This is a genomic window from Dichotomicrobium thermohalophilum (assembly GCF_003550175.1).
Classification (GTDB): domain Bacteria; phylum Pseudomonadota; class Alphaproteobacteria; order Rhizobiales; family Rhodomicrobiaceae; genus Dichotomicrobium; species Dichotomicrobium thermohalophilum.
Map to the genome: position 1 here is coordinate 1,442,246 of NZ_QXDF01000001.1, position 23,020 is coordinate 1,465,265.

The following is a 23,020-nucleotide window of genomic DNA, read 5'->3' on the forward strand; positions in this document are numbered from 1 at the left end:
ATCTGGAGGGAGGAATGGACCCGATCTGGCTCGACAGCTATCCGCCCGGCGTTCCCAGCGAGATCGACCCAGACAAATACCGCTCCATCGGCGAGATGTTTTCAGAAAGCGCGGCGCGCTATGCGGATTATCCCGCCTTCACCTGTATGGGGAAAACGTACTCTTACGGGGAACTCGACCGGCTGTCGCGCGCATTTGCCGCCTATCTGCAGGGCGAATTGTGTCTGGAGCGCGGTGCGCGCGTGGCGATCATGATGCCGAACGTGCTGCAGTACCCGATCGCCATGCTGGGCGTCCTGCGGGCGGGCTATACAGTGGTCAACTGCAATCCGCTCTACACTCCGCGAGAGTTGGGCGGGCAACTCGCGGACTCCGGCGCCAAGGCGATCGTGATTGTCGAGAACTTCGCGCACACGCTGGAGCAGGTGCTGGATCAGACCGATGTCGAGCATGTTATCGTCACCCGCCTTGGGGACATGCTCGACTTTCCCAAGGCCAGCATCGTCAATCTCGTGGTCAAGCGCGTGAAGAAGATGGTGCCGCAATGGCATATTCCCGGCGCCCTTTGGTTCAAAGAGACCCTGTCGGCCGGCGCGAAAAGGGCCTATCAGCCGGTGGACGTCGGCCCGGATGAACTGGCCTTCCTGCAATACACCGGCGGGACAACCGGCATCCCGAAAGGCGCGATGCTCTCTCACCGCAATATGATCGCCAATCTCGAGCAGGCCCATGCCTGGATCAAGCCGCATGTGCGTGAGGGGCAGGAGGTCATTGTCACGGCGCTGCCGCTCTATCACATCTTCGCGCTGCTCGCGAACTGCCTGACCTTCATGAAGATCGGCGCCAAGAACGTCCTCATCACCAATCCCCGCGACATACCCGCATTCGTGAAGGAGCTGAGCACCGAGCCGTTCACTGCACTGACCGGCGTCAACACGCTCTTTAACGCTCTGTTGCACAATGAGGACTTCCGAAAGCTGGACTTCTCCGCGCTGCGCTTGACGCTGGGCGGGGGCATGGCTGTGCAGAAGAGCGTCGCGCATGAATGGAAGGAGGTCACGGGGACGCCGCTGGTCGAGGCCTATGGCCTCACCGAGACATCACCGGCCGCGACCATCAACCCGCTCGAGATTGAGGAATACACCGGCTCGATCGGACTGCCGATCTCCTCCACGGAAGTCTCGATCCGCACGCCGGAAGGCGAGGAAGTGCGCGTCGGCGAGCCCGGCGAGTTATGCATCCGCGGCCCGCAGGTGATGAAGGGCTACTGGCAAAAGCCGGATGAAACCGCGCTGGTGTTCACCGAGGATGGTTTCCTGCGCACGGGCGACATGGCCAGGATCGATGATGATGGGTTCATATATATCATCGACCGTACCAAGGACATGATCAACGTGTCCGGCTTCAACGTCTATCCCAACGAGATCGAGTCGGTGATCGCCTCCCATCCCGGTATTGTGGAGGCCGGCGTGGTCGGCATTCCGGACGAGCAGTCCGGCGAGACGGTCAAGGCCGTGGTGGTCAAGAAGGACCCCGACCTCACCGAGGACGACATCATCGCTTTCTGCCGCGAACAGATGACCCCGTACAAGGTGCCGCGTCAGATCGAATTCCGCGATGAACTCCCGAAGTCGGTTGTTGGCAAGATTTTGCGGCGAGAGTTGCGTGATAACGCCTAGACTGTCGCCGATCAGCCACAGTTGGCACAGAACGGGCAGGGAACCCGTGCATCTCGTGGACGCGCAACTCGGCCCGGTGGTAACGTCTTTTTGGGCACGAGTATCGGGTGCGTTTCGCAATGATCCGGCGCGTATGGGGGGCGATCGCAATTTCGAAGGCGCAGCAGGCGAGCTTGCTGGGCGCAGCGGCCGCGTTGGCGTTGTGCGTTCTTCTTATCGCCGGGGCGGACCCGGCAAAGGCGCATCAGAACTGCGCGCAGACCTCTCTTACCCCGACGTTTGAAAACGGTTCGACCTGCGACGTGTGCAGGCACGTCTTTCGGCCCAGCCGGACGGCCATGCCGCGCGCTGGCGAACAGGATGCCGCTGGCGCGCCAGAGCATCGGAGCCTGCCAAGCACCGAGTCGCTCCGGCTCGCAAGATCTTGGCCGGCGGGCCGGACACACGACCCTGTCCGGGCGACCGGCGTGATGCTCGTGGGCAATGTTCGGTTGCTGAATTGAGAATGTTGGCGTCTGGCATGGGCAGAAACAGGGCCCTTGGACGCCTACGGAAAGATGTCCGTAATATCTGCTTGTTATTTTCGGTTTTCCGGCTAGCGGTCCCCGCCGCAATTATTCAAGAGGTGGCTCGATGAGACAGATGTTCCTTTGGTTCGCAGCGGTTGCCTTGTGCACTGCCGCGTTCACGACTGCTCCGGCAGTCAACAGTCCCGTATCGGCGCAGTTTTCGTCGTTCTTCTCCTTCAGTTCGGCGTCAGGCCGAAACATGGTGTCGTTCTCGAAGCGGTATAGCCCGGGGACAATTATCGTCAGCTTCGGTGATCGGCGCCTGTATCATGTGCGCAAGCGTGGCCGTGCCATGAGCTATCCGATCGCCGTGCCGCGCCCTGAGGCGCGCTGGGGCGGCACGCTGCGCGTGTCGCAGAAGCGAGTTAACCCGAGCTGGAGGCCGACCGCGCGCATGCGCCGCGAGGATCCGACGCTGCCGGCTTACGTGCCGGGCGGTCATCCGCGCAATCCGCTGGGCAGCCGGGCGCTGTACCTCGGCAGCACGCTGTACCGCATTCACGGTACTGACGCGCCGCAACTCATTGGCCGGCAGGTTTCGAGCGGCTGCATCCGCATGCACAATTCGCATGTCGAGGAGCTGTATCGGAAGACGCGTGTCGGCGCCCGCGTGATCGTCACTTCGCGCCGGTTCCGCACCTCGGCGATCGCAAGCTCGCCGTCGTCGAACAGTTTCGGCTCCTCGGGGTCCTCGTCGTCCCGCGACTGGGATCCGTTCAACCGGAACTTCTGAATGGCTTCGCCGGAGGCGGGCGCTCGTCCCGCCCCGGCCGCTCACATGACCTGCCCTACACAGGCGCGTGTTCAGGCGCCGGCACGAGCTTCTCGACAACCTTGGCAGAACACAACACGCCCGGCATCCCTGCGCCCGGATGCGTGCCCGCTCCAACGAGATACAGGCCCGCCGGCCCTTCGGCGCGGTTATGGAAGCGGAACCAGGCGGATTGGGTGAAGTGCGGCGCGACCGAGAAGCCCGCCCCCGCCTCACTGAGATAGTCCTGCTTGAAGTCGGCAGGCGTCATGTAGAAATCGGCCGTAATCGACTCGTTCAGGCCGGGCAGCATGGTCTCGTCCAGCGCGTCGACGATGCGTTGCCGCAAGCGCGGCCCTTCGGCGTCCCAGTCGATGTTGCCGTCGAGATTCGGCACCGGGCATAGAACGTAAAACGAGTCGCAGCCTTCCGGCGCGAAGCTCGGGTCGGTCGCCGTCGGACGGTGAACATAGAGGGAGAAGTCGTCGGCGAGCTTCTTCTGCTTGAAGATTTCGTCAAGAAGCTCTCTGTAGCGCTTGCCCAGCCAGATGGTGTGGTGCGCGACGTCCGGGTACGACTTCGTCGTGCCGAAATAGAGGACGTACAGCCCCATCGACTTGCGCATGTACTTGCTCTTGATCCGCGCGGCCCAGCCGCGGTCCTTCTCATCCAGCATGTGCCGGTACAGATGCAGCGGGTCGGCATTCGAGACCACGACATCGGCCGACTCCGTCTCGCCATCCGGCAGCCGGACGCCGGTGACCCGACCGTTCGACGTCTCGATCTTGTCGATGGTCGTGTTCAGCCGGACCTCGACGCCTTCTTCTTCCATCAGCTTGTGCAGCGCGTCCACGATCGCGCCGGTGCCGCCCATGGCGAAATACACGCCCCATTTACGCTCAAGGTAATGGATCAGCCCGTAGATACTGGTGGTGTCGAACGGACTGCCGCCCACGAGCAGAGGCTGGATTGAGAAGGCCTGGCGAATCTTTTCATTCTTCAGATGCTTGCAGATCAGCTGCCAGACCGTGTTGTGGCTCTTCAGGCGCACCAGCGTGGGGATCTGCCCGATCATCGTGAGCGGGTTGTGGAACGGCTGGTCGGCCAGGCGCGTGAAGCCGGCATCGAAGAGCTTTTCCGAATGGGCAAGCAGCTTCAGGTAACCGTCTGCATCGGCTGGCTCGAATTTGCGGATTTCATTCAGCGTGTCCTCGACCGTGCCCCCATAGTCGAAGGTGCTGCCATCGGGGAAGCGAAAGCGGTACCAGGGGTCAAGCGGGACAAGCGTGAGATAATCCTCCAGCCGCTTGCCGAACAACTCGAACAGCTCACGGAACAGGAAATCGGCGGTGATGACAGTCGGCCCGGCATCGTGGCGAAAGCCATCGCGTTCAAACACCTGCGCCCGCCCGCCGCAGCGCGGTGCGCGGTCAAACATGGTGACGTTGTAGCCCTTGGCCCTCATGCGGAGCGCCGCCGCCATGCCGCCGAAGCCCGCCCCGACCACGACCGCGCGGCCCTTGCCGCCGGTGCTCACATACGGCGAGGCGATCGCCTCGGAATCGCCGCCGTTCACCCGATCCGTTGCAATGTCCATGTCAGCTTTCTCCCGGGCCTTCGCTGCCCAGGCCCCCCGGTTGAATAAGACGCGCCTGCCTGAGATCGGCCAGCGTGTGGCTGCCCGTGCAGAAGCAGGCCACGCGCAGCGCCCCGATGACGCTCTGGAAGTGTTCGACGACGGCCTCAGCCGATGTCAATGCGGCATCGAGGACGCCTGCGGCCGTGCCGGCCAAGTCGGCCCCGAGCCGGATCGCGCGCGCGACGTCCAGCCCATGACGGATGCCGCCAGAAGCGATGATCGTGGCCTCGGGGCAAAGCCGGCGCGCATCGGCCACCGCGTGAGCGGTCGGGATGCCCCAGTCGGCGAACGGTTTGGCCGCCGCGCGGGCCACCGGATCCTTGAGCCGCGCGCCCTCGACGGCTGCCCAGCTCGTTCCACCCGCCCCGGCGACATCCACCGCCGCGACCCCGGCATCGACCAGCTTGCGTGCTGTCACCCCGGAAATGCCCGCGCCGACCTCCTTCACGATGATCGGCACATCCGCCATTCGCGCGAGCGTTTCGATCTCGCCGAGCAGGCCCGACCAGTTGCGGTCGCCGCCGGGCTGCAGCGCCTCTTGCAGCGGATTGACGTGAATGATGAGGGCGTTGGCGTCGATCATCTCGACGGCCCGGCGCGCGGCGTCCGGTCCGTTCCAGGTCTTGAGCTGCGCAGCGCCAAAATTGGCGAGGATCGGCGCCGAGCCGGCCTTGTCGCGCAGGCTGCGGTCGAAGCCGGCCATCTCTCCGGTCTCGATCGCCACGCGCTGCGAGCCGACTGCCAGTGCGATGTTCAGCTCTCGCGCCGCCTCTGCGAGATTGGCGTTGATCTGCGCCGCGCGGTCGACGCCGCCTGTCATCGAGCTGATCAGCAGCGGCGCGCCCAATTCATGCCCCAGAAAGAGGGTGGACACGTCCACGTCGTCCATATCCATCTCGGGCAGGGCGACGTGCTCGAAGCGCACCGCATCGAAGCCGGTTGCGCCCGGCTTTCCGGTCGCGCCGCCGCCGAGTACGATGTTGAGGTGCTCGTCCTTGCGTGTGACTATGTCGGCCATGCGCCTTGAGCCAATTAAACCGGCTGGCTGATACCCCCGGCATTCAGACGGTGCTGGACCATTCCGGCCGTGGACTGAACTGATGTTCCACCACGCGCGTTAATACGACGGACATTCGCTGGCGGTTCCCGTCCAATCGGATTAAAACAATAGCAATGCCCACGAGGCCGAGCCGGGAAGACGCCGCCAAAGGCAGTGGAATGCACCAACATATTCATAACGTGGTTTCGCAAATCGGCAAACAGATCGACGCCGCACTGGAAGAGGCGGTCCCCGAAACCACAGGCGCAGGCGACGATCTGACCCGTGCGATCCGCCATAGTCTGCTGGCGCCGGGCAAGCGGGCGAGGGGCGTGCTCCTGATGCTGGCGGCCGGGCACGGGCAGGCAGAGCGGCCTGAAGCCTTCGCGCCGGCCTGCGCGATCGAAATGGTGCATGCCGCCTCTCTGATCTTCGACGACCTGCCGTCGATGGACAACGCCACGCTGCGCCGCGGCCGGCCGGCCAGTCACTGCGAGTTTGGCGAGGCGACGGCCATCCTGGCAGGTATTGCGCTGTTGAACGAAGCCTATGCCGTTGTCAGTGCGGAACACCGCCTTGACGGCGATTGCCGCGCGGACCTGACACGCATGCTGAGCGGCTCGGTCGGGCTGGAAGGGCTGGTGGCTGGCCAATTCGCCGATCTGCACGCCAAGGCGCCGATGACGGCCGAACAGATCGAGTCGATTCACGCGCGAAAAACCGGCGCGCTGTTCGCTGCTGCCGCGCAGATGGGCGGGCGCGTCGCTGGCCGGTCGGCCGCCGATATCGAAGCGCTCAGAGATTTCGGCATGTCGATTGGCGTGGCATTCCAGACCTTTGATGATCTACTAGATGCCGTCAGCTCGCGCGAGACGGCAAGCAAGACGGTCCGCCATGACGGCGAGAAGCCGACGCTTGTGCGTCTGAATGGCGTGGAGGCTGCCGAGGAGGCGGCGCGCGCGGGCATGGACCGGGCGATGGCGCAGGTGAGCGAGCTCGGGCCGGACGGCCAGCTCCTGGCGCAGTTTGCCGGCCAGCTCGCCGACATTCTCTGCTCCAAGATGAAACAGCGTCCCGAAGCCGGGACCGATACCACGAGCATGTCCTGAACGTGTCACGATACCAGGCCGAACTGGCGACAAAGACGGTGCCCGGCGACGACAACGCGCCAGGGGATGGCCAGGCGCGGCCTTCGCCGGAACGGCGCTCGCCTCACGGGCGCCAGCCGTCCCAGACCGCTGCCGCATTGCCGGAGGCGCTGCTGCATGTCGAAGACGCCCACTACGCCTATGGCAGCCGGCAGGTGCTGCGTGGGGCAAGCCTGGACGCCTACCCGGGCGAAATTCTGGTGCTGCTCGGGCGCAATGGGGCTGGAAAATCGACGCTGGTCAAGGCGATCACTGGCCGCATCGCCCTGTCGGACGGGCATCTGACGGTGTCAGGGCAGGATCCGCGCCAGACGCCTTGGGCGCGACGCGAGATCGGACTGGTGCCTCAGCAACTGGCGATCTACGACAAGCTTACGCCACGTGAAAACCTGACTGTCTTCGGCCGGCTGATGGGCGTTGCACCGGACAAGCTGAATAACGCCGCGGATGCGCTGCTGGAGCGGATCGGACTCAGCGCCCGCGCGCACGAGCCTGTGCGCGCGCTTTCGGGCGGCATGAAGCGGCGCGTGAACATCGGGGCGGCGCTGATGCATGAGCCGAAGCTCCTGATCCTCGACGAGCCGACGGTGGGCATCGACACCCGCGCCCGCGAGGACATCTCGGACATGCTCCGCCAGCTCCGCGACGAGGGTCTGGCCATCCTGCTGACGACCCATGACATGGAAGAGGCCGAGGCGCTGGCTGATCGCGTGGCGATCATGGTGGACGGTCAGGTCATGGCCAGCGGGGCGCCGGCTGCCTTGGTGCGCGAGTATTTCGGCGCGCGCATGGAGATTTCCGTTACCGCTGCAAGACCGCTCGATGCTGCAATGGAGGCCGAGGAATGCGCGGCGCTGCGGGCCGCGGGCTTTACCGTCGATCCGCGCAGCAATGCCGTGCGCGGTCTGGTCGAACTCAGCGGCGATGATCTGCCCCGCGTGTTCCGCACGCTGCTGGCTGACAAGCCGGAGGCGCAGGAAATCCGTGTGCGGCGGCCCGGTCTTGACACGCTGCTCAACTATTTCGCCGATCAGGGATCGCAGCCATGAGGATGGCCGCTTTCCGCGTGATGCTGCTGAACCTTGTCCGGGATCGCGGCGCACTGGCCTCGGCCTTCTTGCTGCCGGCGACCGTGTTCGTCATCTTTGCGGTGATCTTCGCCGGCACAGTCGGCGGCACCATCAACCTGAAGATTGCGGTTGCCGACGAACGCCAGAGTGAAGCGTCCGTAAAGCTGGTCGAGGCCATCTTCGACCGGTCCAGCCTGAGCCAGACAGTTTCGGATGATGGGCTGTCTTCGGCGCAAGTGCGCGAACTGGTGCGCACCGGGGCGGCGGATGTCGGCCTGATCATCCGCAGCCAGGGCGGTCCGCTCGACAAGCCGGGCGAGAGCACGTCCGCGCCGTTGCAGATCGTCGTCGACCCGGCGCGCGAGATCGCCGTGTCGATCTTCGAGGGTGCGCTCAATGAGGCCTATTTTGAAGCGTTCCCGCGCGCGCCGCTGCGCAGCGCCGCCGAGGAGCTGGGGCGCAATGTGCTGCGCCTGTCGGAATCCCAGACCCAGGAGCTTGGCGCACGCATCGACGCTGCGCCTGTCCCCGCAGAGGGCGAGGGTGAAGGTTTCCGGATGCAGCCGGGCATGGAAAAAGTCACCGTGGCCGGCACGGTCGGCGTGGCCAGCGGCGTCTCGTATTATGCCGGCGCGGTCGCGATCCTGTTCCTGCTGTATTCCTCGGTCGTGGGGGCGATCTCGCTTCTGGAGGAAAAGGAATCGGGCCTGTTCGACCGGTTGACTTACGGCCCTGGCGGTACGCGCGCACTCGTCGAAGGCAAGTTCGTCTTTCTGGTTGCGCAGGGCGTCATTCAGGTCACGATCATTTTCCTGGTTGCTTGGCTGGGCTTTGGCGTCGATTTGCCCGGTCACATCCTCGCCTGGGCCGGGACAACGGTGGTGAGCGCGCTCGCGGCGGCGGGACTGGCGCTCGTTTTCGTGCTTCTGTGCCGCAGCAAGCAGCAGGCGCAGACACTGACCAACATCGTTGTCTTGCTGGTGTCGGCGATTGGCGGGAGCATGGTGCCCCGCTTCCTTATGCCGCAATGGATACAGGATATCGGCTGGTTGACGCCGAATACCTGGACATTGGAAGCGTATAACGAGATTTTCTGGCGTGCCAGCGGGCTGGATGCTGTCGTTCTGCCATGGGTCGTGCTCGGTGCGACCGGTCTCGTAGCGCTTGTGGCGGCCAACATGCTGGCGCGCAGGCATGCGGGCTGACGAGGGAGCTTGAGGAATGGAACAGGTGATCGCGCAGGTGCGCGAGAGCATCGGCGGGGCGGACAAGGCCCGCACCACCGTCATCGGGCTGAGCCTGGCGGTCGGCGTGATCCTCGCCTGGCTGGCGCTGCACATCTACGCGGTGTTCTTCGTCGATCTCGCGGCGATCAACCCTCTATTGACGTTTGCAATCGTCGCGGCGCAGTGCTGGCTTTATGTCGGCATCTTCATCGTCGCGCATGACTGCATGCACGGTTCGCTGGCGCCGGGGCGGCCAGCGGTCAATCGCTGGTTTGGGCGCGCCTGCCTGTTTCTCTATGCCGGCTTTGATTTCGATACCCTGAAGGCCAAGCACCGCGAGCATCACCAACACGCCGGGACCGAGGACGACCCGGACTTCCACGAGGACGATCCCGACTCCTTCTGGGCGTGGTATGTGCGCTTTTTCCGGGAGTATTTCTCCGGCCGCGAACTGCTGATCATCCTCGCGGCGGTGGTGGCCTATGTGTGGCTGCTGGGCGCGTCACTCGCCAATATCTGGGTGTTCTGGGCGCTGCCGGCGATCGTCTCATCGCTGCAGCTTTTCTATTTCGGCACCTATCTGCCGCATCAGCCGGGGCAGGAGCCGTTCGTGGACCGGCACAACAGCCGGACCAACGATTATCCGCACTGGCTATCGCTGCTGACCTGCTTCCATTTCGGCTATCACCACGAGCATCACCTGTTCCCGTATCTGCCGTGGTGGCGGCTACCTGCGGCGCATGATGCGCTGCGCCGGGCGGAGGCGCGGGCTTAGGTCGCGTTCACGCGCTCGCCATTGCGAGATCCGGAGGGGCGAAATAATCCAGCGCCGCGCACTTTGGCTGGATTGCGTCGCTTGGCTCGCAATGACCCGCAAGCAGCGGGATTCAGGCGTGCTCGTCGCTTTCGACAAGGCTGGGCTTGGTCCACAGCCCGTCGCGCGGGCGGACCGGGCGGATGGCTGCGAGCGCGTGGACGCCGAGCGCATCCAGCCCGCCCAAGCCGAGGCTGCCAAGTTTGCGGGCGCGGCTCGTGCTCACGCGGCGGTCCCAGGCCTGCGGGCCGAGCGCCTGCACGTCCCGGCCGATAGCGCGGTAGATGCGGCTGGCCGCGGCGATGGTCCAGGCCGAGCGCAGCGGCAGCTCGGCGATCCCCTGTCGTGCCGAAACATAATACGCATCCGCCAGATCGAGCAGGCGTCCGACGATTCCCGCCACTTGCGCGCGATATGCCGGATCGGCGACCCGGTCCTGCGGCACGCCGGCCTCCGCCAGCCATTCAGCCGGCAGATAGACCCGCCCGTCCTGCGCATCCTCGATCACGTCGCGCGCGATGTTGGTGAGCTGAAAGCCAAGGCCCAGATCGCAGGCGCGCAGCAGGGTGGGGCGGTCGCGCACACCCATGATCATCGCCATCATCACGCCGACGACGCCGGCGACATGATAGCAGTAGTCCAGCGTGTCCTCGATCGTCTCGTAGTGCCGCCCCTCGACATCCATCGCGAAGCCGTCGAGCAACTCCAGCGGATGCCGCGCCGGGATGTCGTGCTTCGCTGCGACGCGCGCCAGCGCCTCGAACACCGGCTCTTCCGCCTCGCCGTTGAGCGCGGCCTCGGTTTTCTCGCGCAGCTCGGCCAGACACTGCGCGCAGGCGCTCGCTCCCCCGCCATTCGCGCGAAAGCCGAAGTCCTGCCCGTCGATCCGGTCGTCGCAATAGCGGCACCAGGCATAGAGCATGTAGGCGTCGTGGCGCGTCTCGCGCGGAAACAGTTTGGCTGCCGCTGCAAAGCTCTTGGAGCCGCGCTCGATACGCGTCTTGCTTTCGCGGACGATCGGGTCTCGTGGCATCAGGGTCATGCGGGTCGGGCTCAATGAGGTCACGGGTTCTTTGCCCGCCGTTTATGCGTTTTTTGCGGTTGCCGGGTGCGCGACCCAGATGTTTTGCAACGCTCGGGAGATGGGTACGGGCGGACGCCCGATCAGGATCCGTGCCTTATCCCAAGGTGTAAGGCGGCAGGCATAGAACCGCTCGATCAGCGGCTCGGGAAGGGTGTAGAAACGCTCCATGACACTGGCGCGCTTGTCCGGTTCGGCGGCGAAGAACAGAAAGCGGTTGAGGACCCGGAAGAAGTCGCGCTGGCGCCAGGTGGCCATCGAGTAGCGCTTGGCAAGGGCGTGGGCCTGTTCGGTCGTTTTTGGCCGCTTGGCGGCGAGCAGATCGGCAAAGCGCACCGCGTCGGGCAAAGAATAGCCGGTGGTTGGGTGGAACAGCGCGGCGCGCATACCCGCCCGCGGGATGCCGCCCGAGGATGCCCAGAAGCCGTGAATATCGCCGGTGAGGACGATGGGCAGAACGCCGCCCTCCTCGCGCACGACTTCAGTGATTTCGAAGCCACGTCGCTGGGCATAGGCGTCGATCTCGGAGGTCAGCATCTCTCCGTCGAGCTCCGGCCCGTCGCTGTAATAGGTATCCTCGATGAGGATGTGGGTCTCGTCCATCGGCAGGGTGTAGATGAAGCGGTAGCCGTCCTGCTGCGGCACCGTCGCGTCCATGATGATGGGAACGCTCTGGCCGTGCGGCTTCGCGCAGCGCACCTCGCGCCCAATGAATTTCTGATAGCCGAGCGTCAGGTTGTCGTCACCCCGCGCACCGCGTCCGTCGATGATGCAGTCGGCCTCGATCGTCTCACCGTTCGCTACGGTAACATGCCGCTCGCCAATCTCTTCGACTTCTCTGCCGAGCAGGAAACTGTCGCCGAATTCACGCGCGGCCACTTCGGCGAGCTGGTCGGAGGTCGCGGAATGGTATGAGGTACGCAGTTCACGCCGATAGCCGGGAAAGCGGACCTCCTGGCGCGGCCAGTTGTGCGCGACGAAGGGCTTGAGCCACTGATGCTGCGCGGGCGTCAGGTCTGTGCCGTGGAATGACCAGGTGTGGTTGCCGCCGATCCGGTTCGCACGCTCGATGATTGCGATCCGCAGGGACGGGTCCGCGTGACGCAGTCGGTAGGCGGCAAGCGTGTTCGCCAGCCCTCCGCCTGCAAAGACATAATCGTATCGCAAAATCCGGCTCCGCCCGCTCGAATTGGGTGTTTTCGCCCATTTAGGTAGGCCGCCTCTGCTGTAGCGCAATGGCACGGGTTGCGCCAGCGCCGGGGGTAGCACCAAAACGTCCCGGCGGATTTAGGCCAGTTCCGGCTGCGTATCCGGCGTGTCGCGTTCACCGCCGCTGAGTTCGGGCATATTGCGGTCCATCTGCGGAGAGCGGCCGAAGTATTCGCGGTAGCGTTTGGAAAAATGCGATGCCGAGACGAAGCCGGAGGCTACCGCCACCTCGATGATCGGCAGGTTTGAGTGGCGCAGCAGACGCCGCGCGCGCTCCAGCCGCACTTCCAGGTAATATCGCGCCGGCGAGCGCCCCAGGTGATGGCGGAATAGCCGCTCGATATGGCGGCGCGAAATGCCGGTGGACTGAGAAATCTGAGCCAGCGAGACCGGTTCGGCGATGTTCGCCTCCATGATCTCGATGATGGTGAGCAGACGCGGGTTCTGGATGCCCAGCCGCGAGCCGATCGGCAGACGCTGGCGGTCATGCGCCGGACGCACCCGGTCCATCAGGCAGACCTCGCAGACGCGCTCGGCCATCTCTGCACCGAAGCGCAGCCCGATGAAATAGAGCATCATGTCAAGGGCGACAGTTCCGCCGGCGCAGGTGAAGATGTCGTTGTCCACCTCGAACAGGCTGGACTTCACGTTCACGTCCGGGAAGCGCTCGGCAAAGCTTGGGATCATCTCCCAGTGGATTGCGCAGGTGCGGTCTTCCAGCAGACCTGCCTCGGCGAGCACCCAGGCGCCCGTGCAAAGCCCGCCGATGCTCACGCCGCGCTTGTGCATCCGCCGCAGCCAACTGAATACCGCGCGATGGTGGAAGTTCTCGACATCGACCCCTGAGCAGACGATCACCATGCTCGAATCGCTGGGATGGGTGACGTCGTTGAGCACCTGATCGAGAGAGGAATCGACCGTCAACACCACGCGGTTACTCGCCTCGACCGGCTTGCCGTCCTCCGAAATCAGCCGCCATTCATAGGCCGTTCGCCCGAGCGCGCGATTGGCCAGGCGCAAAGCCTCGATCGCCGAAGAAAAGGCGATCATGGAAAAATTGGGGATCAGCAGAAAATGGATCCGTTGACGATCCAACGCGCGAGCTTCCATCGCACGCCCTCCAGACACACTCGCCTCGCCGAAACGAGCGCCTCAAATTCGCAAGCCCCGTGCCCCGGACATCATGAACGGATGTTCGTGACAGACGAATTAACCTCCGATAATCGCTCAAAAACATGGCCGCCACAAGAGGAAGTGTAATCAAGCTCTTACACACTTCGTTGAGACTCGCTGGAGCCTGTTTTCGGCTCATTTCGGGCAATGTCGCTTTCGGACAAGGATGCGCCGACCGTGAACCGCAGTGGTCCGCGTTTGCTCGGCAAGATGCGCTCGCGCGGCATAGAAGACGCACCGATTTCGGCAAAAAAAGGCCGTTGGCCAGAGCGGAACGGGCGCCATCTGCCAGCCGCGGGCGCCGCCTGCGAAAGACACCGGATTGTTTTAGCCATCAAGCGATTAACCGTCTCGTTCAACTGAGGAAGCCGCCATGCTGAACCCCGAGGGCAAACCGGAGTCTGCTGCCGAGACTGCCGCACCCGCCAAGAAGCACGGGTCCGACCTGGAGATCGCCCGGGCTGCCCATCTGCGCCCGATCCGTGATGTCGCAGCGCGGCTCGACGTGCCGGAAGAGGCGCTGTACCCGTTCGGCCATCACATCGGCAAGATCGAGGACTGGTATCTCCAGCAGATCGAGGACCGCCCGGACGGCAAGTTGATCCTGGTCACGGCGATCACCCCGACCCCGGCGGGCGAGGGCAAGACGACGATGACGATTGGTCTCGGCGACGGGCTGAACCGGATCGGCGCGCGCACGGCGATGTGCATCCGCGAGCCCAGCCTCGGTCCCTGCTTTGGCATGAAGGGCGGCGCGGCCGGCGGCGGCTATGCCCAGGTCGTCCCGATGGAGACCATCAACCTCCACTTCACCGGCGACTTCCACGCGATCACCGCGGCGCACAACCTGCTCGCCGCGATGCTCGACAACCACATGCACTGGGGCAACGCGCAGGATATCGATCCGCGCCGCGTGGCCTGGCGCCGTGTGCTCGACATGAACGATCGCGCGCTGCGCCGCATGGTCATCGGCCTTGGCGGGCCGACGGAAGGCGTGCCGCGCGAGGACGGTTTCGACATCACGGTGGCAAGCGAGGTCATGGCAATCTTCTGCCTGGCCAAGAACTTCGACGATCTGCACGAGCGCCTGGGCGCGATGGTGATCGGCTATCGCCGCGACAAATCGCCGGTCTACGCGCGCGACATCGAGGCGCCGGGCGCGATGAGCGTGCTCTTGCAGCAGGCCTTCAACCCGAACCTGGTGCAAACGCTGGAGAACAATCCGGCCTTCGTGCATGGCGGGCCGTTTGCCAATATCGCGCATGGCTGCAACACCGTGCGGGCCACGCGCGCGGCGCTCAAGCTGTCGGATTATGTCGTCACCGAAGCCGGCTTCGGCGCGGACCTCGGCGCGGAGAAGTTCTTCGACATCAAGTGCCGGAAAGCCGGGCTTAACCCGAGCGCGGCCGTCGTCGTCGCGACCGTGCGCGCGCTCAAGATGCATGGCGGCGTGGACAAGGCCGATCTTGGCAAGCCGAATGTCGAGGCCGTACGCGCCGGCGCGGTCAATCTCGGCCGTCATATCGAGAACTTGCGCAAGTTCGGGGTGCCGCTCGTGGTTGGCATCAATCGCTTCGGCACTGACACCGAGGAAGAGTTGCAGGCGGTCGTTGATTACTGCGCCGCGCAAGGCGTCGAAGCCTATGTCTGCACGCATTGGGCCGATGGCAGCGCGGGCAGCGAGGCGATTGCCGCACGCGTCCGTGAGCTGGCCGACGGCGAGACCACCAGCCGCTTTGCCCCGCTCTACAGCGAGGAGCTTTCTGTCGAGGACAAGATCCGCAAGATCGCGAGCGAGCTTTACCGGGCGGGCGATGTGGTGCTGTCCGACGCGGCGCGCGCGGAAATCCGCCGGCTGACCAAGCTGGGCTACGGCAACTTGCCGGTCTGCATGGCGAAAACCCAGTACAGCTTCAGCTCCGATCCGGCTCTGCGCGGCGCGCCGGAGGGCCACACGCTCGAGGTCCGCGAGGTGCGGCTTTCTGCCGGGGCGGGTTTCATCGTGGTGGTCTGCGGAAGTATCATGACGATGCCGGGCTTGCCCAAGGTTCCGGCCGCCAATGCCATGTATGTCAACGAAAACGGGCAGATCGAAAACCTGTCCTGATCGCTGTCGTTTCTGGAGGTGCCGCGATGCGCCAGAAGTATTCCGCCTTTCGCCTGTTTCGCGAGGGCTTGCGCGGTCACAAGGGCTGGAAACCGGCATGGCGCGACGCCGAGCCGAAGGACCGCTATGACGCGGTGATCATCGGCGGCGGCGGGCACGGCATGGCAACCGCGTATTATCTCGCCTCCGAGCATGGCATGACCAATATTGCCGTCGTCGAAAAGGGCTGGATCGGCGGCGGCAACGCGGGGCGCAACACGACGATCATCCGCTCGAACTATCTGTTCGACGAAAGCGCCGCGATCTATGAGCATGCGCTCAAGCTCTGGGAAGGCCTCGACCGCAAGCTCAACTTCAACATTATGATGAGCCATCGCGGCGTGCTGAACCTGGCGCATGACGATGGCGAGGCGCGCATGCTCAAGCGCCGCGTCGAAGCCAACCGGCTCAACGGCATCGACAGCGAGTATCTCGACGCCAAGCAGGTCAAGGAGTTCTGCCCGCCGATCGACATCTCGCCCGATGCCCGTTTCCCGATCATCGGCGCCACGCTCCAGCGCCGGGGCGGCGTGAACCGGCACGATGCCGTTGTGTGGGCCTATGCGCGGGCGGCTTCGGCGCTCGGCGTGGACATCATCCAGAACTGCGAGGTCACAGACATCAAGACCGAGGCCGGCGCGGTCACCGGTATCGAGACGACGCGCGGCACCATCAGGACCCCGCGGGTGGCAAGCGTGACCGCGGGACACACCAGCGTCATTGCGCGCATGGCCGGCGTGCGCCTGCCGATCGAGAGCCATCCGCTGCAAGCGCTCGTCTCCGAGCCGATCAAGCCGGTCATGCCTTGCGTGACGATGTCGAACGCCGTGCATGCCTATTGCAGCCAGTCGGACAAGGGCGAGCTCGTCATCGGCGCGGGCATCGACGCCTACCTGTCCTACACCCAGCGCGGCGGCATGGACACGATCGAGCACCAGATCTCTGCGCTCCTGTGTATGTTCCCGCAGTTCTCGCGCCTGCGGATGCTGCGCCAGTGGGGCGGCATCGTTGATGTGTGCCCCGACGCGAGCCCGATCATCACGAAGACCCCGGTCAAGGGCTTCTACATCAACGGCGGCTGGGGCACCGGCGGCTGGAAAGCGACACCTGGCTCGGGGCATGTCTTCGCCGATCTTGTCGCCAACGACGAGCCCAACGAAATCGCTGCGCCCTTCACGATGGAGCGCTTCTACTCCGGCGCGCTCGTCGCCGAGCACGGCGCAGCGGCCGTGGCCCACTAGGCGTCTGGGAGGACGAGCATGTTCATCATCGAATGCCCGTACTGCGGCCCGCGCGATCAAAGCGAATTCTCCTACGGCGGCCAGGCGCATATCTCGCGGCCGACCAATAGCGAAGCGTTGAGTGATCAGGAATGGGCGGAGTTCGTGTTCATCCGGGACAACCCCAAGGGCCTGTTCGCCGAGCGCTGGAACCACGCTGCAGGCTGCCGCAAGTTTTTCAACTGCCTGCGCGACACGGCTACGGACAAGATTTACGCCATCTACAAGATGGGCGAGACGCCACCGCAGATCGACGCGCCGGAACTGAAGACACCATCGGGTGAGCCGGCCTTCGGCTCCGGCAACGACGGGACGAAGGTCGCGGTGGACCAGACCGCCGGAAAGGAAAGCGCATGAGCGGACCGATAGCCAAATCGCGCCAGCCCTACCGGCTCGCGGCGGGGGGGCGCGTCGACCGAAGCAAGACCGTCAATTTCACATTCGACGGCAAGGCCTACGAAGGCTTCGCGGGCGACACGCTCGCCTCGGCGTTGCTCGCCAATGGCGTGCACATGGTCGCGCGCAGCTTCAAGTATCACCGCCCGCGCGGCATCCTCGGCGCCGGCCCGGAGGACCCGGCCGCGCTGGTTCAGATCGGAAAGGACATGGTCCGCACCGACCCGAACACGCGCGCGACCGAAGCCGAGATCTACGAGGGGATGCAGGCCAGCGCGCAGAACTGCTGGCCGTCTCTCGGCTTCGATGTCGGCGCGGTCAACGATCTGGTGCACCCGTTCCTGCCGGCCGGCTTTTACTACAAGACCTTCATGGGCCCGCCGGGCAAGTGGTCGTGGTTTGAACCGTCGATCCGCGCCGCCGCCGGGCTGGGCCGCGCGCCGGAAGGGCCTGATCCGGACCGCTACGAGAGCATCAACAAGCACTGCGACGTGCTGGTCATCGGCGGCGGCGCGTCCGGGCTGATGGCCGCGCTGTCGGCGGCGCGGTCCGGCGCGCGGGTGATCCTTGCCGAGGAGACGGCGGAGCTTGGCGGCTCGCTCTTGTCGATGAACCCCGGCGACACGCGCATCGGCGGCCAGCTCCCACATGAATGGGTGGCGCAGGCCGAGGCCGAACTTGCGGATGCGTCCGAAACCCTGATCCTCAAGCGCACCGCCGCGACCGGCTACTACAATGACAATCTCGTCTTCCTGCATGAAAAGCTGCAGGACCATCTGCCTGACGCCGAGCGCGACGACAGCGCCCCGCGCCAGCGCATCTGGCGTGTGCGCGCCCGTCGTGTCGTGCTGGCGACCGGCGCGGTAGAGCGCCCGCTGGTCTTCGACGGCAACGACCGGCCGGGCATCATGCTGGCGGGCGCGGTGCGCACCTATCTGCACCGCTACGGCGTCCTCGCGGGCCAGAAGGCGCTTGTGCTCACGAACAACAACAATGCCTGGCAGACGGCGTTCGACCTGAAGCGCGCGGGCGCGGATGTGGCCGGCATCATCGACATGCGCCACAACATCGAACCTGCGCTGCGCAGCGCGGCGGCCGAGTTCGATATTCCTGTCTATGCGGGCGCGACGGTCGATGGCACAAGCGGGCGCAAGCGCATCGAAAGCGCGAGCGTGTTGTCGGTCACGCCCGAAGGCGCCCCGGCCGGTGAGCCGCATGACATTGACTGCGATTTGCTGGCGGTTTCCGGCGGCTGGTCGCCCAACGCGGCGCTGTTCTCGCAGTCGCGTGGACAGTTGCGCTACGACGAAGAACTGGCTGCGATGCGCCCCTACAAGTCATGGCAGGCGGAGAGCTCGACAGGCCGCTGTAACGGGGTTATGGACCTCGCGGAGCGGCTCAGCGAAGGCGCGCGCGCCGGAGCCGAGGCTGCGCGCAAGGCGGGTTTTGAAACCGATCCCGCTGACGCCCCCGAGATCGACACGCCGGAAATGCGCCGGCTGTCCTATGCGATCCGCGCGGCGTGGTCCCCGATTTCTGCCAAGCCAGCACACAAGCAGCGCGCCTTCGTCGATCTGCAGAACGACGTGACGGTGAAGGACCTCAAGCTCGCGGTCCAGGAAGGCTACAAGTCCGTCGAGCACGCCAAGCGCTACACGACAACCGGCATGGGCACCGACCAGGGTAAGGTGGTCGGCGTCAACGCCTTCGGCCTGCTGGCGGACACGATGGATAAGGCCGTGGCGGAGATCGGCGTGACGACCTATCGCCAGCCCTGGAAGCCGGTGCAGCTCGGCGCACTGGCCGGGCAGCATACGGGCGATTTCTTCGAGCCGCGTCGCACCGTGCCCGCGCATGAATGGCACGTCGCCAACGGCGCGCAATTTGAGCTTGTCGGCGACTGGTTGCGCCCGCGCGTCTATCCGCGCAAGGGCGAGAGCTTTGAGGACGCGCTGCAGCGCGAATGCTACGCCGCGCGCACGGCCGTGGGCGTGCTGGATGCCTCGACGCTGGGCAAGATCGATATTCGCGGCAAGGATGCGCGCGAATTCCTCAACCGGGTCTACACAAACAGCTGGACGAAGCTCGCGCCGGGCCGGGCCCGCTACGGGCTGATGCTGGGCGAGGACGGCATGGTCATGGATGACGGCGTGACCGCCTGCATCGCCGATGACCACTTCCACATGACCACCACGACCGGCGGCGCGGCACGGGTTCTGAGCTGGCTGGAGGACTATCTCCAGACCGAGTGGCCGGACCTGGAGGTTTACCTGACGTCGGTGACGGAGCAGTGGGCGGTGGCGAGCATCTGCGGCCCGCATTCGGCCAAGCTGGTTGGCGAGTTGTGCCTGGACCTCGACCCTGACCCGGAAAAGTTCAAGTTCATGAGCTGGAAGGAGGCGCATATTGACGGCGTGCCTGTGCGCGTCTTCCGCATCTCCTTCACGGGCGAGTTGTCTTACGAGATCAACGTTCCGGCCTGTTACGGCAAATGGCTGTTCGAGAAAATCTTCGCTGCCGGTGCGAAATACGGCGCGACGCCTTACGGCACGGAGGGGATGCACCTGCTGCGTGCCGAAAAGGGCTTCATCATCGCAGGGCAGGACACGGACGGCACGACGACGCCGCTCGACCTGCGCATGGACTGGGCGGTCAAGAAGAAGGGCGACTTCATCGGCAAGCGCTCGCTGTCCCGCTCCGACACCGCGCGGCACAATCGCTGGCAGCTCGTCGGCCTGCTCAGCGAGGACCCAAACGACGTTCTGGTCGAGGGATCCTATTTGCGCGATACCGCGGACGAAGGCGTTCCGCCGGTGAAGAAGGCTGGTCATGTAACCTCGGCCTATTACAGCCCGGTGACGAAACGGGCCTTCGCGCTCGGCCTTGTCGAGCGCGGCGGCGAGCGCATGGGCGAGACCCTTTACGCCAGTTGGGGCAAGGGGCCGGTCAAGCGCGTGACGATCACCGAGACCGATTTCCTCAAGGATGTCACGCTACCCGATCCGCAGCCGATCAATGAAAATGCGCCAGCGCCGCAGGCCCCGTCAGCGCCCTATATGCGCGGCCCGCTGGCGCACCGCGAGGCGATCTCGGGCGGCGGGGGTGCAGCCGCGCTCACGCCGCTTCCGGGCGGGACGCGCTTCATCCTCCGCGGCGACGCTGCCGTGATCGGTCCGAAGTTGGCCGAGCAGGGCGTGACGCTGCCGGAGGCGGCTTGCACGATGACAACCGGCGACGTGGCGCGCGTGCTCTGGCTGGGCCCGGACGAGTGGATGATTTTGGCTGACGACGGTCAGGGGCAGATTGTAGCCGACGCAATCAGCGCTGCGTGTGAGGCCACGCATCACCAGCTCGTTGATGTGTCGGACTATTATGCCGAAATCGGTATCTCAGGCGCGCGGGCGCGCGATATGCTGGCCAAGCTGACCACGCTGGACATGCACCCGCGCGCATTCCAGGCCGGACAGGTGAAGGGCTCGATGTTCGGTCGGGTGCCGGCGACGCTGCGGCTGGAGCCGGATGCGGTGCCGGAAGCATTCGCACTGACGATCCGCTGGTCGCACGCCGATTATCTCTGGTGCCAGCTCGCGCTTGCCGGGCGCGAATACGGCCTGCCGGCGCAAGAGCCGATCGGCAAGGTGACATTGGGCTACCCGGCGGAGGATCGCTGGCATTGATGGGTGAGCGGCGCGTCCGCCGCTTGCTCAGGTCAGGCTGAAGGTCGCCTCAAGCGAGATCGACCCGGGAGTTTCCGCGCGCCCGGTCTCCACCAGACGCTCCAGATGCGCGAGCACCGAAAGCTGCGCGGCGCGCTCAAGATGCTCGGGCAGACCGGTATAAACTTGCGCGGTGATATCCGGTACCGACTGCGCGCCCGTCTGCAAGGCCTCAATGATCTCGTTTTCCCGCCAGCGCCTGTGCATGATGAACGCCTTGACGAGCCGTTGCGGCTGGTTGATCCATCCACCGTGGCCGGGGAAATAGGCAGTGTGGTCATAGTCCAGCAGCCGGTGCAGCGAGTCCAGATACGCGCCCATGTGTCCTTCCGGCGGCGCGATGACGCTGGTGTTCCAGCCCATGACGTGATCGCCGGAAAACAGCGCCTGCGCCGGCGCGTAAGCAAAACACAGATGATCCGGTGCGTGGCCTGGCGTGTGCAGCGCGGTGATCTCCCAGTCATCGCCGGAGAGGACTTCGCCATCGCGCAGCGGGATGTCCGGCGTAAAATGCCCATCTGCGAAGCTGCGCCCGCCAGGCCCGAGCGTATCTGTCCGGCGAAGCCCCACCGATCCAAACCCGGCGGTCAGCGCGCCGGTGGCCTGTTTCAGCGCGGGCAGCCCGGCGCAATGATCCAGGTGCGTGTGGGTGATCAGAATATGCGTGACGCGCTCGCCGGTCTTTGCAAGCTCGTCCAGCAGCGCGTGGAGATGATCGGGGCTCTCCGGACCCGGGTCGATCACTGCGACATTGCCGCGCCCGATGATGTAGGTGTTCGTGCCATGATCCGTCATTGGCCCGGGGTTCGGCGCGACCAGCCGGCGCACGCCCGGTGCGACCGGGCTCGCCACGCCATACGCGAAGCGCATCTCCTTCTGAAACGGGATCTGCTCGCTCATGAGATGTCCTGTCAGGCGGCGCGTTCTGGCTGCGTCACGCTACCGCCGGTCAGCGGCCGGGGCACTCCGGTTGTTCCGGGGAAGGTGATTGGCATTCCTTGGAGGCTGCGGGCAGCGAGGAAGGCGAAGGCCTGCGCCTCGATGAAATCGCCGCGCCAGCCCAACGCGTCGGCTGTGGTGAGGTCGCCGGGCAGGGCGTCTGTGAGCGCGCGTAGGAGTTCCGGATTGCGCGCGCCGCCGCCGCAGACGATCCAGCTTTTCGGCGCTTCAGGCAGATGGTCGCGCGCCGACGCGACACAGCGGGCGGTGAAACTGCTGAGCGTGGCGGCGCCATCCTCAAGGCTCAACCCTTCAAGCGCCTCACCCGTCGAGAGGTCCAGCCTGTCGAGGGATTTCGGCGGCTGTTGTGCGAGGTAATCGCTCAAGCCTGCCTCCAGCGCCGCCAGCGCCCGCTCATCAACCGCGCCGCTTGCCGCCAGTGCGCCGTCGCGGTCCATTGGCTCGCCCGTATGTCGGTAGACCCAGTCATCGAGCAGCGCATTGCCCGGCCCGGTGTCAAAGGCCATCAGCGCGTCGCTTTCGCCGATCCAGGTCACGTTTGCGACCCCGCCAACATTCACAACCGCTACCGGCGGTTCCAGTCCGGCCGCTCGCGCCAGCGCCTGGTGAAACACCGGCACCAGCGGTGCGCCCTGGCCGCCCGCGGCCACATCAGCGCCGCGCAGGTCGTGCACGACCGTCAAGCCGCAGCGACGGGCCAGCGCATCCGCGTCGATAAGCTGGACCGTAAGCCGGTCCTTGGGCCGGTGCAGAACCGTCTGGCCGTGGACGCCGACGACCGCGACCGGCTCATTCTCCCGCCCGGCGAGAAAATCGCGGATCGTCTCGGCGTAGGCATCCGTGATCATTGCCTCGGCCTCGGCAAGCCGGCCCGGCCGCGCATGGCGATCGGTCAGCGTCTGCGCATCCGCCAGCGCGCCGCGCAAAAGGTCGCGTTCCTGGAGCGTAAAGGGGCGCTCGCCCACCGGCCCGAAGCGCTGGACCGCGTGGCCGTCCGTCTCGATCAGCGCGATATCCACACCATCGAGCGAGGTGCCGCTCATGAGCCCCAGCGCGGTCACAGGTTCAGCATATTTGTTGGCGTGCATTTCGGAATTGGACCTGTTACATCTGGTGGCGATCCC

At 65.0% G+C, this 23,020-nt stretch carries 17 protein-coding genes; 10 read left to right on the top strand and 7 right to left on the bottom strand.

Going from position 1 to position 23,020, the window contains the following annotated elements; all coding sequences use genetic code 11:
* Nucleotides 1-14 precede the first annotated feature (14 nt).
* Both BXY53_RS06635 and BXY53_RS06645 read left to right on the top strand, forming a co-directional pair.
* Entirely contained in the window at nucleotides 15-1,679 is a 1,665-nt protein-coding gene (locus tag BXY53_RS06635; protein WP_119061064.1) for a long-chain-fatty-acid--CoA ligase, read from the top strand.
* A 768-nt stretch (nucleotides 1,680-2,447) separates the two neighbouring features.
* On the top strand, nucleotides 2,448-2,981 hold the full coding sequence (locus tag BXY53_RS06645) for a L,D-transpeptidase (RefSeq protein ID WP_280985261.1): 534 nt from the start codon (nucleotides 2,448-2,450) through the stop codon (nucleotides 2,979-2,981).
* A gap of 55 nt (nucleotides 2,982-3,036) precedes the next feature.
* Here BXY53_RS06645 and crtI read toward each other — a convergent pair whose 3' ends face one another.
* Together crtI and fni are read right to left on the bottom strand one after the other, a co-directional pair.
* Nucleotides 3,037-4,596, bottom strand: a complete 1,560-nt coding sequence (gene crtI, locus BXY53_RS06650) for a phytoene desaturase family protein (RefSeq protein WP_119061067.1) — start codon at nucleotides 4,594-4,596, stop codon at nucleotides 3,037-3,039.
* A 1-nt stretch (nucleotide 4,597) separates the two neighbouring features.
* Nucleotides 4,598-5,656 carry a type 2 isopentenyl-diphosphate Delta-isomerase gene (gene fni / locus BXY53_RS06655; RefSeq protein ID WP_119061068.1) on the bottom strand — a complete coding sequence of 353 codons (1,059 nt, stop codon included), beginning with the start codon at nucleotides 5,654-5,656 and terminating at the stop codon, nucleotides 4,598-4,600.
* 200 nt (nucleotides 5,657-5,856) lie between these two features.
* Between fni and BXY53_RS06660 the strand changes: the two genes are divergently transcribed.
* Genes BXY53_RS06660 through BXY53_RS06675 form a run of 4 tightly spaced genes read left to right on the top strand, consistent with a single transcriptional unit; the run spans nucleotide 5,857 to nucleotide 9,896 of the window.
* A complete protein-coding gene (locus tag BXY53_RS06660) occupies nucleotides 5,857-6,786 on the top strand; it encodes a polyprenyl synthetase family protein (protein WP_170144357.1) in 930 nt (309 codons plus the stop codon).
* A gap of 2 nt (nucleotides 6,787-6,788) precedes the next feature.
* Nucleotides 6,789-7,874: an ABC transporter ATP-binding protein gene (locus BXY53_RS06665; RefSeq protein WP_170144358.1), complete on the top strand. Its 1,086-nt coding sequence runs from the start codon at nucleotides 6,789-6,791 to the stop codon at nucleotides 7,872-7,874.
* A complete protein-coding gene (locus BXY53_RS06670; protein ID WP_119061071.1) occupies nucleotides 7,871-9,100 on the top strand; it encodes an ABC transporter permease in 1,230 nt (409 codons plus the stop codon). The genes BXY53_RS06665 and BXY53_RS06670 overlap by 4 nt, the downstream gene beginning before the upstream one ends.
* Nucleotides 9,101-9,116: 16 nt before the next feature.
* On the top strand, nucleotides 9,117-9,896 hold the full coding sequence (locus tag BXY53_RS06675; RefSeq protein ID WP_119061072.1) for a fatty acid desaturase: 780 nt from the start codon (nucleotides 9,117-9,119) through the stop codon (nucleotides 9,894-9,896).
* A gap of 112 nt (nucleotides 9,897-10,008) precedes the next feature.
* On the opposite strand, the gene BXY53_RS06680 is transcribed toward BXY53_RS06675, so the two are convergent.
* The 3 genes from BXY53_RS06680 to BXY53_RS06690 form a co-directional block, all read right to left on the bottom strand.
* Nucleotides 10,009-10,977, bottom strand: a complete 969-nt coding sequence (locus BXY53_RS06680; RefSeq protein ID WP_210209161.1) for a phytoene/squalene synthase family protein — start codon at nucleotides 10,975-10,977, stop codon at nucleotides 10,009-10,011.
* A 42-nt stretch (nucleotides 10,978-11,019) separates the two neighbouring features.
* A complete protein-coding gene (gene crtY / locus BXY53_RS06685; protein WP_245410377.1) occupies nucleotides 11,020-12,183 on the bottom strand; it encodes a lycopene beta-cyclase CrtY in 1,164 nt (387 codons plus the stop codon).
* A 120-nt stretch (nucleotides 12,184-12,303) separates the two neighbouring features.
* Nucleotides 12,304-13,335 carry a GlxA family transcriptional regulator gene (locus tag BXY53_RS06690; protein WP_119061073.1) on the bottom strand — a complete coding sequence of 344 codons (1,032 nt, stop codon included), beginning with the start codon at nucleotides 13,333-13,335 and terminating at the stop codon, nucleotides 12,304-12,306.
* Between the two features lie 436 nt (nucleotides 13,336-13,771).
* On the opposite strand from BXY53_RS06690, the gene BXY53_RS06695 reads away from it, so the two are divergent.
* The 4 genes from BXY53_RS06695 to BXY53_RS06710 are packed head-to-tail and all read left to right on the top strand — an operon-like array spanning nucleotide 13,772 to nucleotide 20,897.
* Complete coding sequence (locus tag BXY53_RS06695; RefSeq protein WP_119061074.1) at nucleotides 13,772-15,505, top strand: formate--tetrahydrofolate ligase; 1,734 nt, start codon at nucleotides 13,772-13,774, stop codon at nucleotides 15,503-15,505.
* A 26-nt stretch (nucleotides 15,506-15,531) separates the two neighbouring features.
* The gene (locus tag BXY53_RS06700; protein ID WP_119061075.1) at nucleotides 15,532-16,785 is read left to right on the top strand and encodes a sarcosine oxidase subunit beta family protein; all 1,254 of its coding nucleotides are present in this window, start codon (nucleotides 15,532-15,534) and stop codon (nucleotides 16,783-16,785) included.
* A gap of 18 nt (nucleotides 16,786-16,803) precedes the next feature.
* The gene (locus BXY53_RS06705; protein WP_119061076.1) at nucleotides 16,804-17,181 is read left to right on the top strand and encodes a sarcosine oxidase subunit delta; all 378 of its coding nucleotides are present in this window, start codon (nucleotides 16,804-16,806) and stop codon (nucleotides 17,179-17,181) included.
* On the top strand, nucleotides 17,178-20,897 hold the full coding sequence (locus BXY53_RS06710) for a sarcosine oxidase subunit alpha family protein (RefSeq protein ID WP_170144359.1): 3,720 nt from the start codon (nucleotides 17,178-17,180) through the stop codon (nucleotides 20,895-20,897). Before BXY53_RS06705 ends, BXY53_RS06710 begins: the two co-directional genes overlap by 4 nt.
* Nucleotides 20,898-20,924: 27 nt before the next feature.
* Here BXY53_RS06710 and BXY53_RS06715 read toward each other — a convergent pair whose 3' ends face one another.
* Together BXY53_RS06715 and BXY53_RS06720 are read right to left on the bottom strand one after the other, a co-directional pair.
* Nucleotides 20,925-21,836 (bottom strand): MBL fold metallo-hydrolase, encoded by a 912-nt coding sequence (locus BXY53_RS06715; protein WP_119061077.1) that lies wholly within the window; start codon nucleotides 21,834-21,836, stop codon nucleotides 20,925-20,927.
* Between the two features lie 11 nt (nucleotides 21,837-21,847).
* Complete coding sequence (locus tag BXY53_RS06720; RefSeq protein ID WP_119061078.1) at nucleotides 21,848-22,984, bottom strand: anhydro-N-acetylmuramic acid kinase; 1,137 nt, start codon at nucleotides 22,982-22,984, stop codon at nucleotides 21,848-21,850.
* Between the last annotated feature and the right edge of the window lie 36 nt (nucleotides 22,985-23,020).

What these genes read in the sequence shown, in the direction of transcription:
- BXY53_RS06705 (WP_119061076.1), top strand. Translation starts at nt 16,804, where the DNA reads ATGTTCATCATCGAATGCCCGTACTGCGGCCCGCGCGATCAAAGCGAA.
- BXY53_RS06690 (WP_119061073.1), bottom strand. Translation starts at nt 13,335, where the DNA reads ATGGAAGCTCGCGCGTTGGATCGTCAACGGATCCATTTTCTGCTGATC.
- BXY53_RS06670 (WP_119061071.1), top strand. Translation starts at nt 7,871, where the DNA reads ATGAGGATGGCCGCTTTCCGCGTGATGCTGCTGAACCTTGTCCGGGAT.
- BXY53_RS06715 (WP_119061077.1), bottom strand. Translation starts at nt 21,836, where the DNA reads ATGAGCGAGCAGATCCCGTTTCAGAAGGAGATGCGCTTCGCGTATGGC.
- BXY53_RS06660 (WP_170144357.1), top strand. Translation starts at nt 5,857, where the DNA reads ATGCACCAACATATTCATAACGTGGTTTCGCAAATCGGCAAACAGATC.
- BXY53_RS06700 (WP_119061075.1), top strand. Translation starts at nt 15,532, where the DNA reads ATGCGCCAGAAGTATTCCGCCTTTCGCCTGTTTCGCGAGGGCTTGCGC.
- BXY53_RS06680 (WP_210209161.1), bottom strand. Translation starts at nt 10,977, where the DNA reads ATGACCCTGATGCCACGAGACCCGATCGTCCGCGAAAGCAAGACGCGT.
- BXY53_RS06635 (WP_119061064.1), top strand. Translation starts at nt 15, where the DNA reads ATGGACCCGATCTGGCTCGACAGCTATCCGCCCGGCGTTCCCAGCGAG.
- BXY53_RS06720 (WP_119061078.1), bottom strand. Translation starts at nt 22,984, where the DNA reads ATGCACGCCAACAAATATGCTGAACCTGTGACCGCGCTGGGGCTCATG.
- crtI (WP_119061067.1), bottom strand. Translation starts at nt 4,596, where the DNA reads ATGGACATTGCAACGGATCGGGTGAACGGCGGCGATTCCGAGGCGATC.
- BXY53_RS06710 (WP_170144359.1), top strand. Translation starts at nt 17,178, where the DNA reads ATGAGCGGACCGATAGCCAAATCGCGCCAGCCCTACCGGCTCGCGGCG.
- BXY53_RS06675 (WP_119061072.1), top strand. Translation starts at nt 9,117, where the DNA reads ATGGAACAGGTGATCGCGCAGGTGCGCGAGAGCATCGGCGGGGCGGAC.
- BXY53_RS06645 (WP_280985261.1), top strand. Translation starts at nt 2,448, where the DNA reads ATGGTGTCGTTCTCGAAGCGGTATAGCCCGGGGACAATTATCGTCAGC.
- fni (WP_119061068.1), bottom strand. Translation starts at nt 5,656, where the DNA reads ATGGCCGACATAGTCACACGCAAGGACGAGCACCTCAACATCGTACTC.
- BXY53_RS06695 (WP_119061074.1), top strand. Translation starts at nt 13,772, where the DNA reads ATGCTGAACCCCGAGGGCAAACCGGAGTCTGCTGCCGAGACTGCCGCA.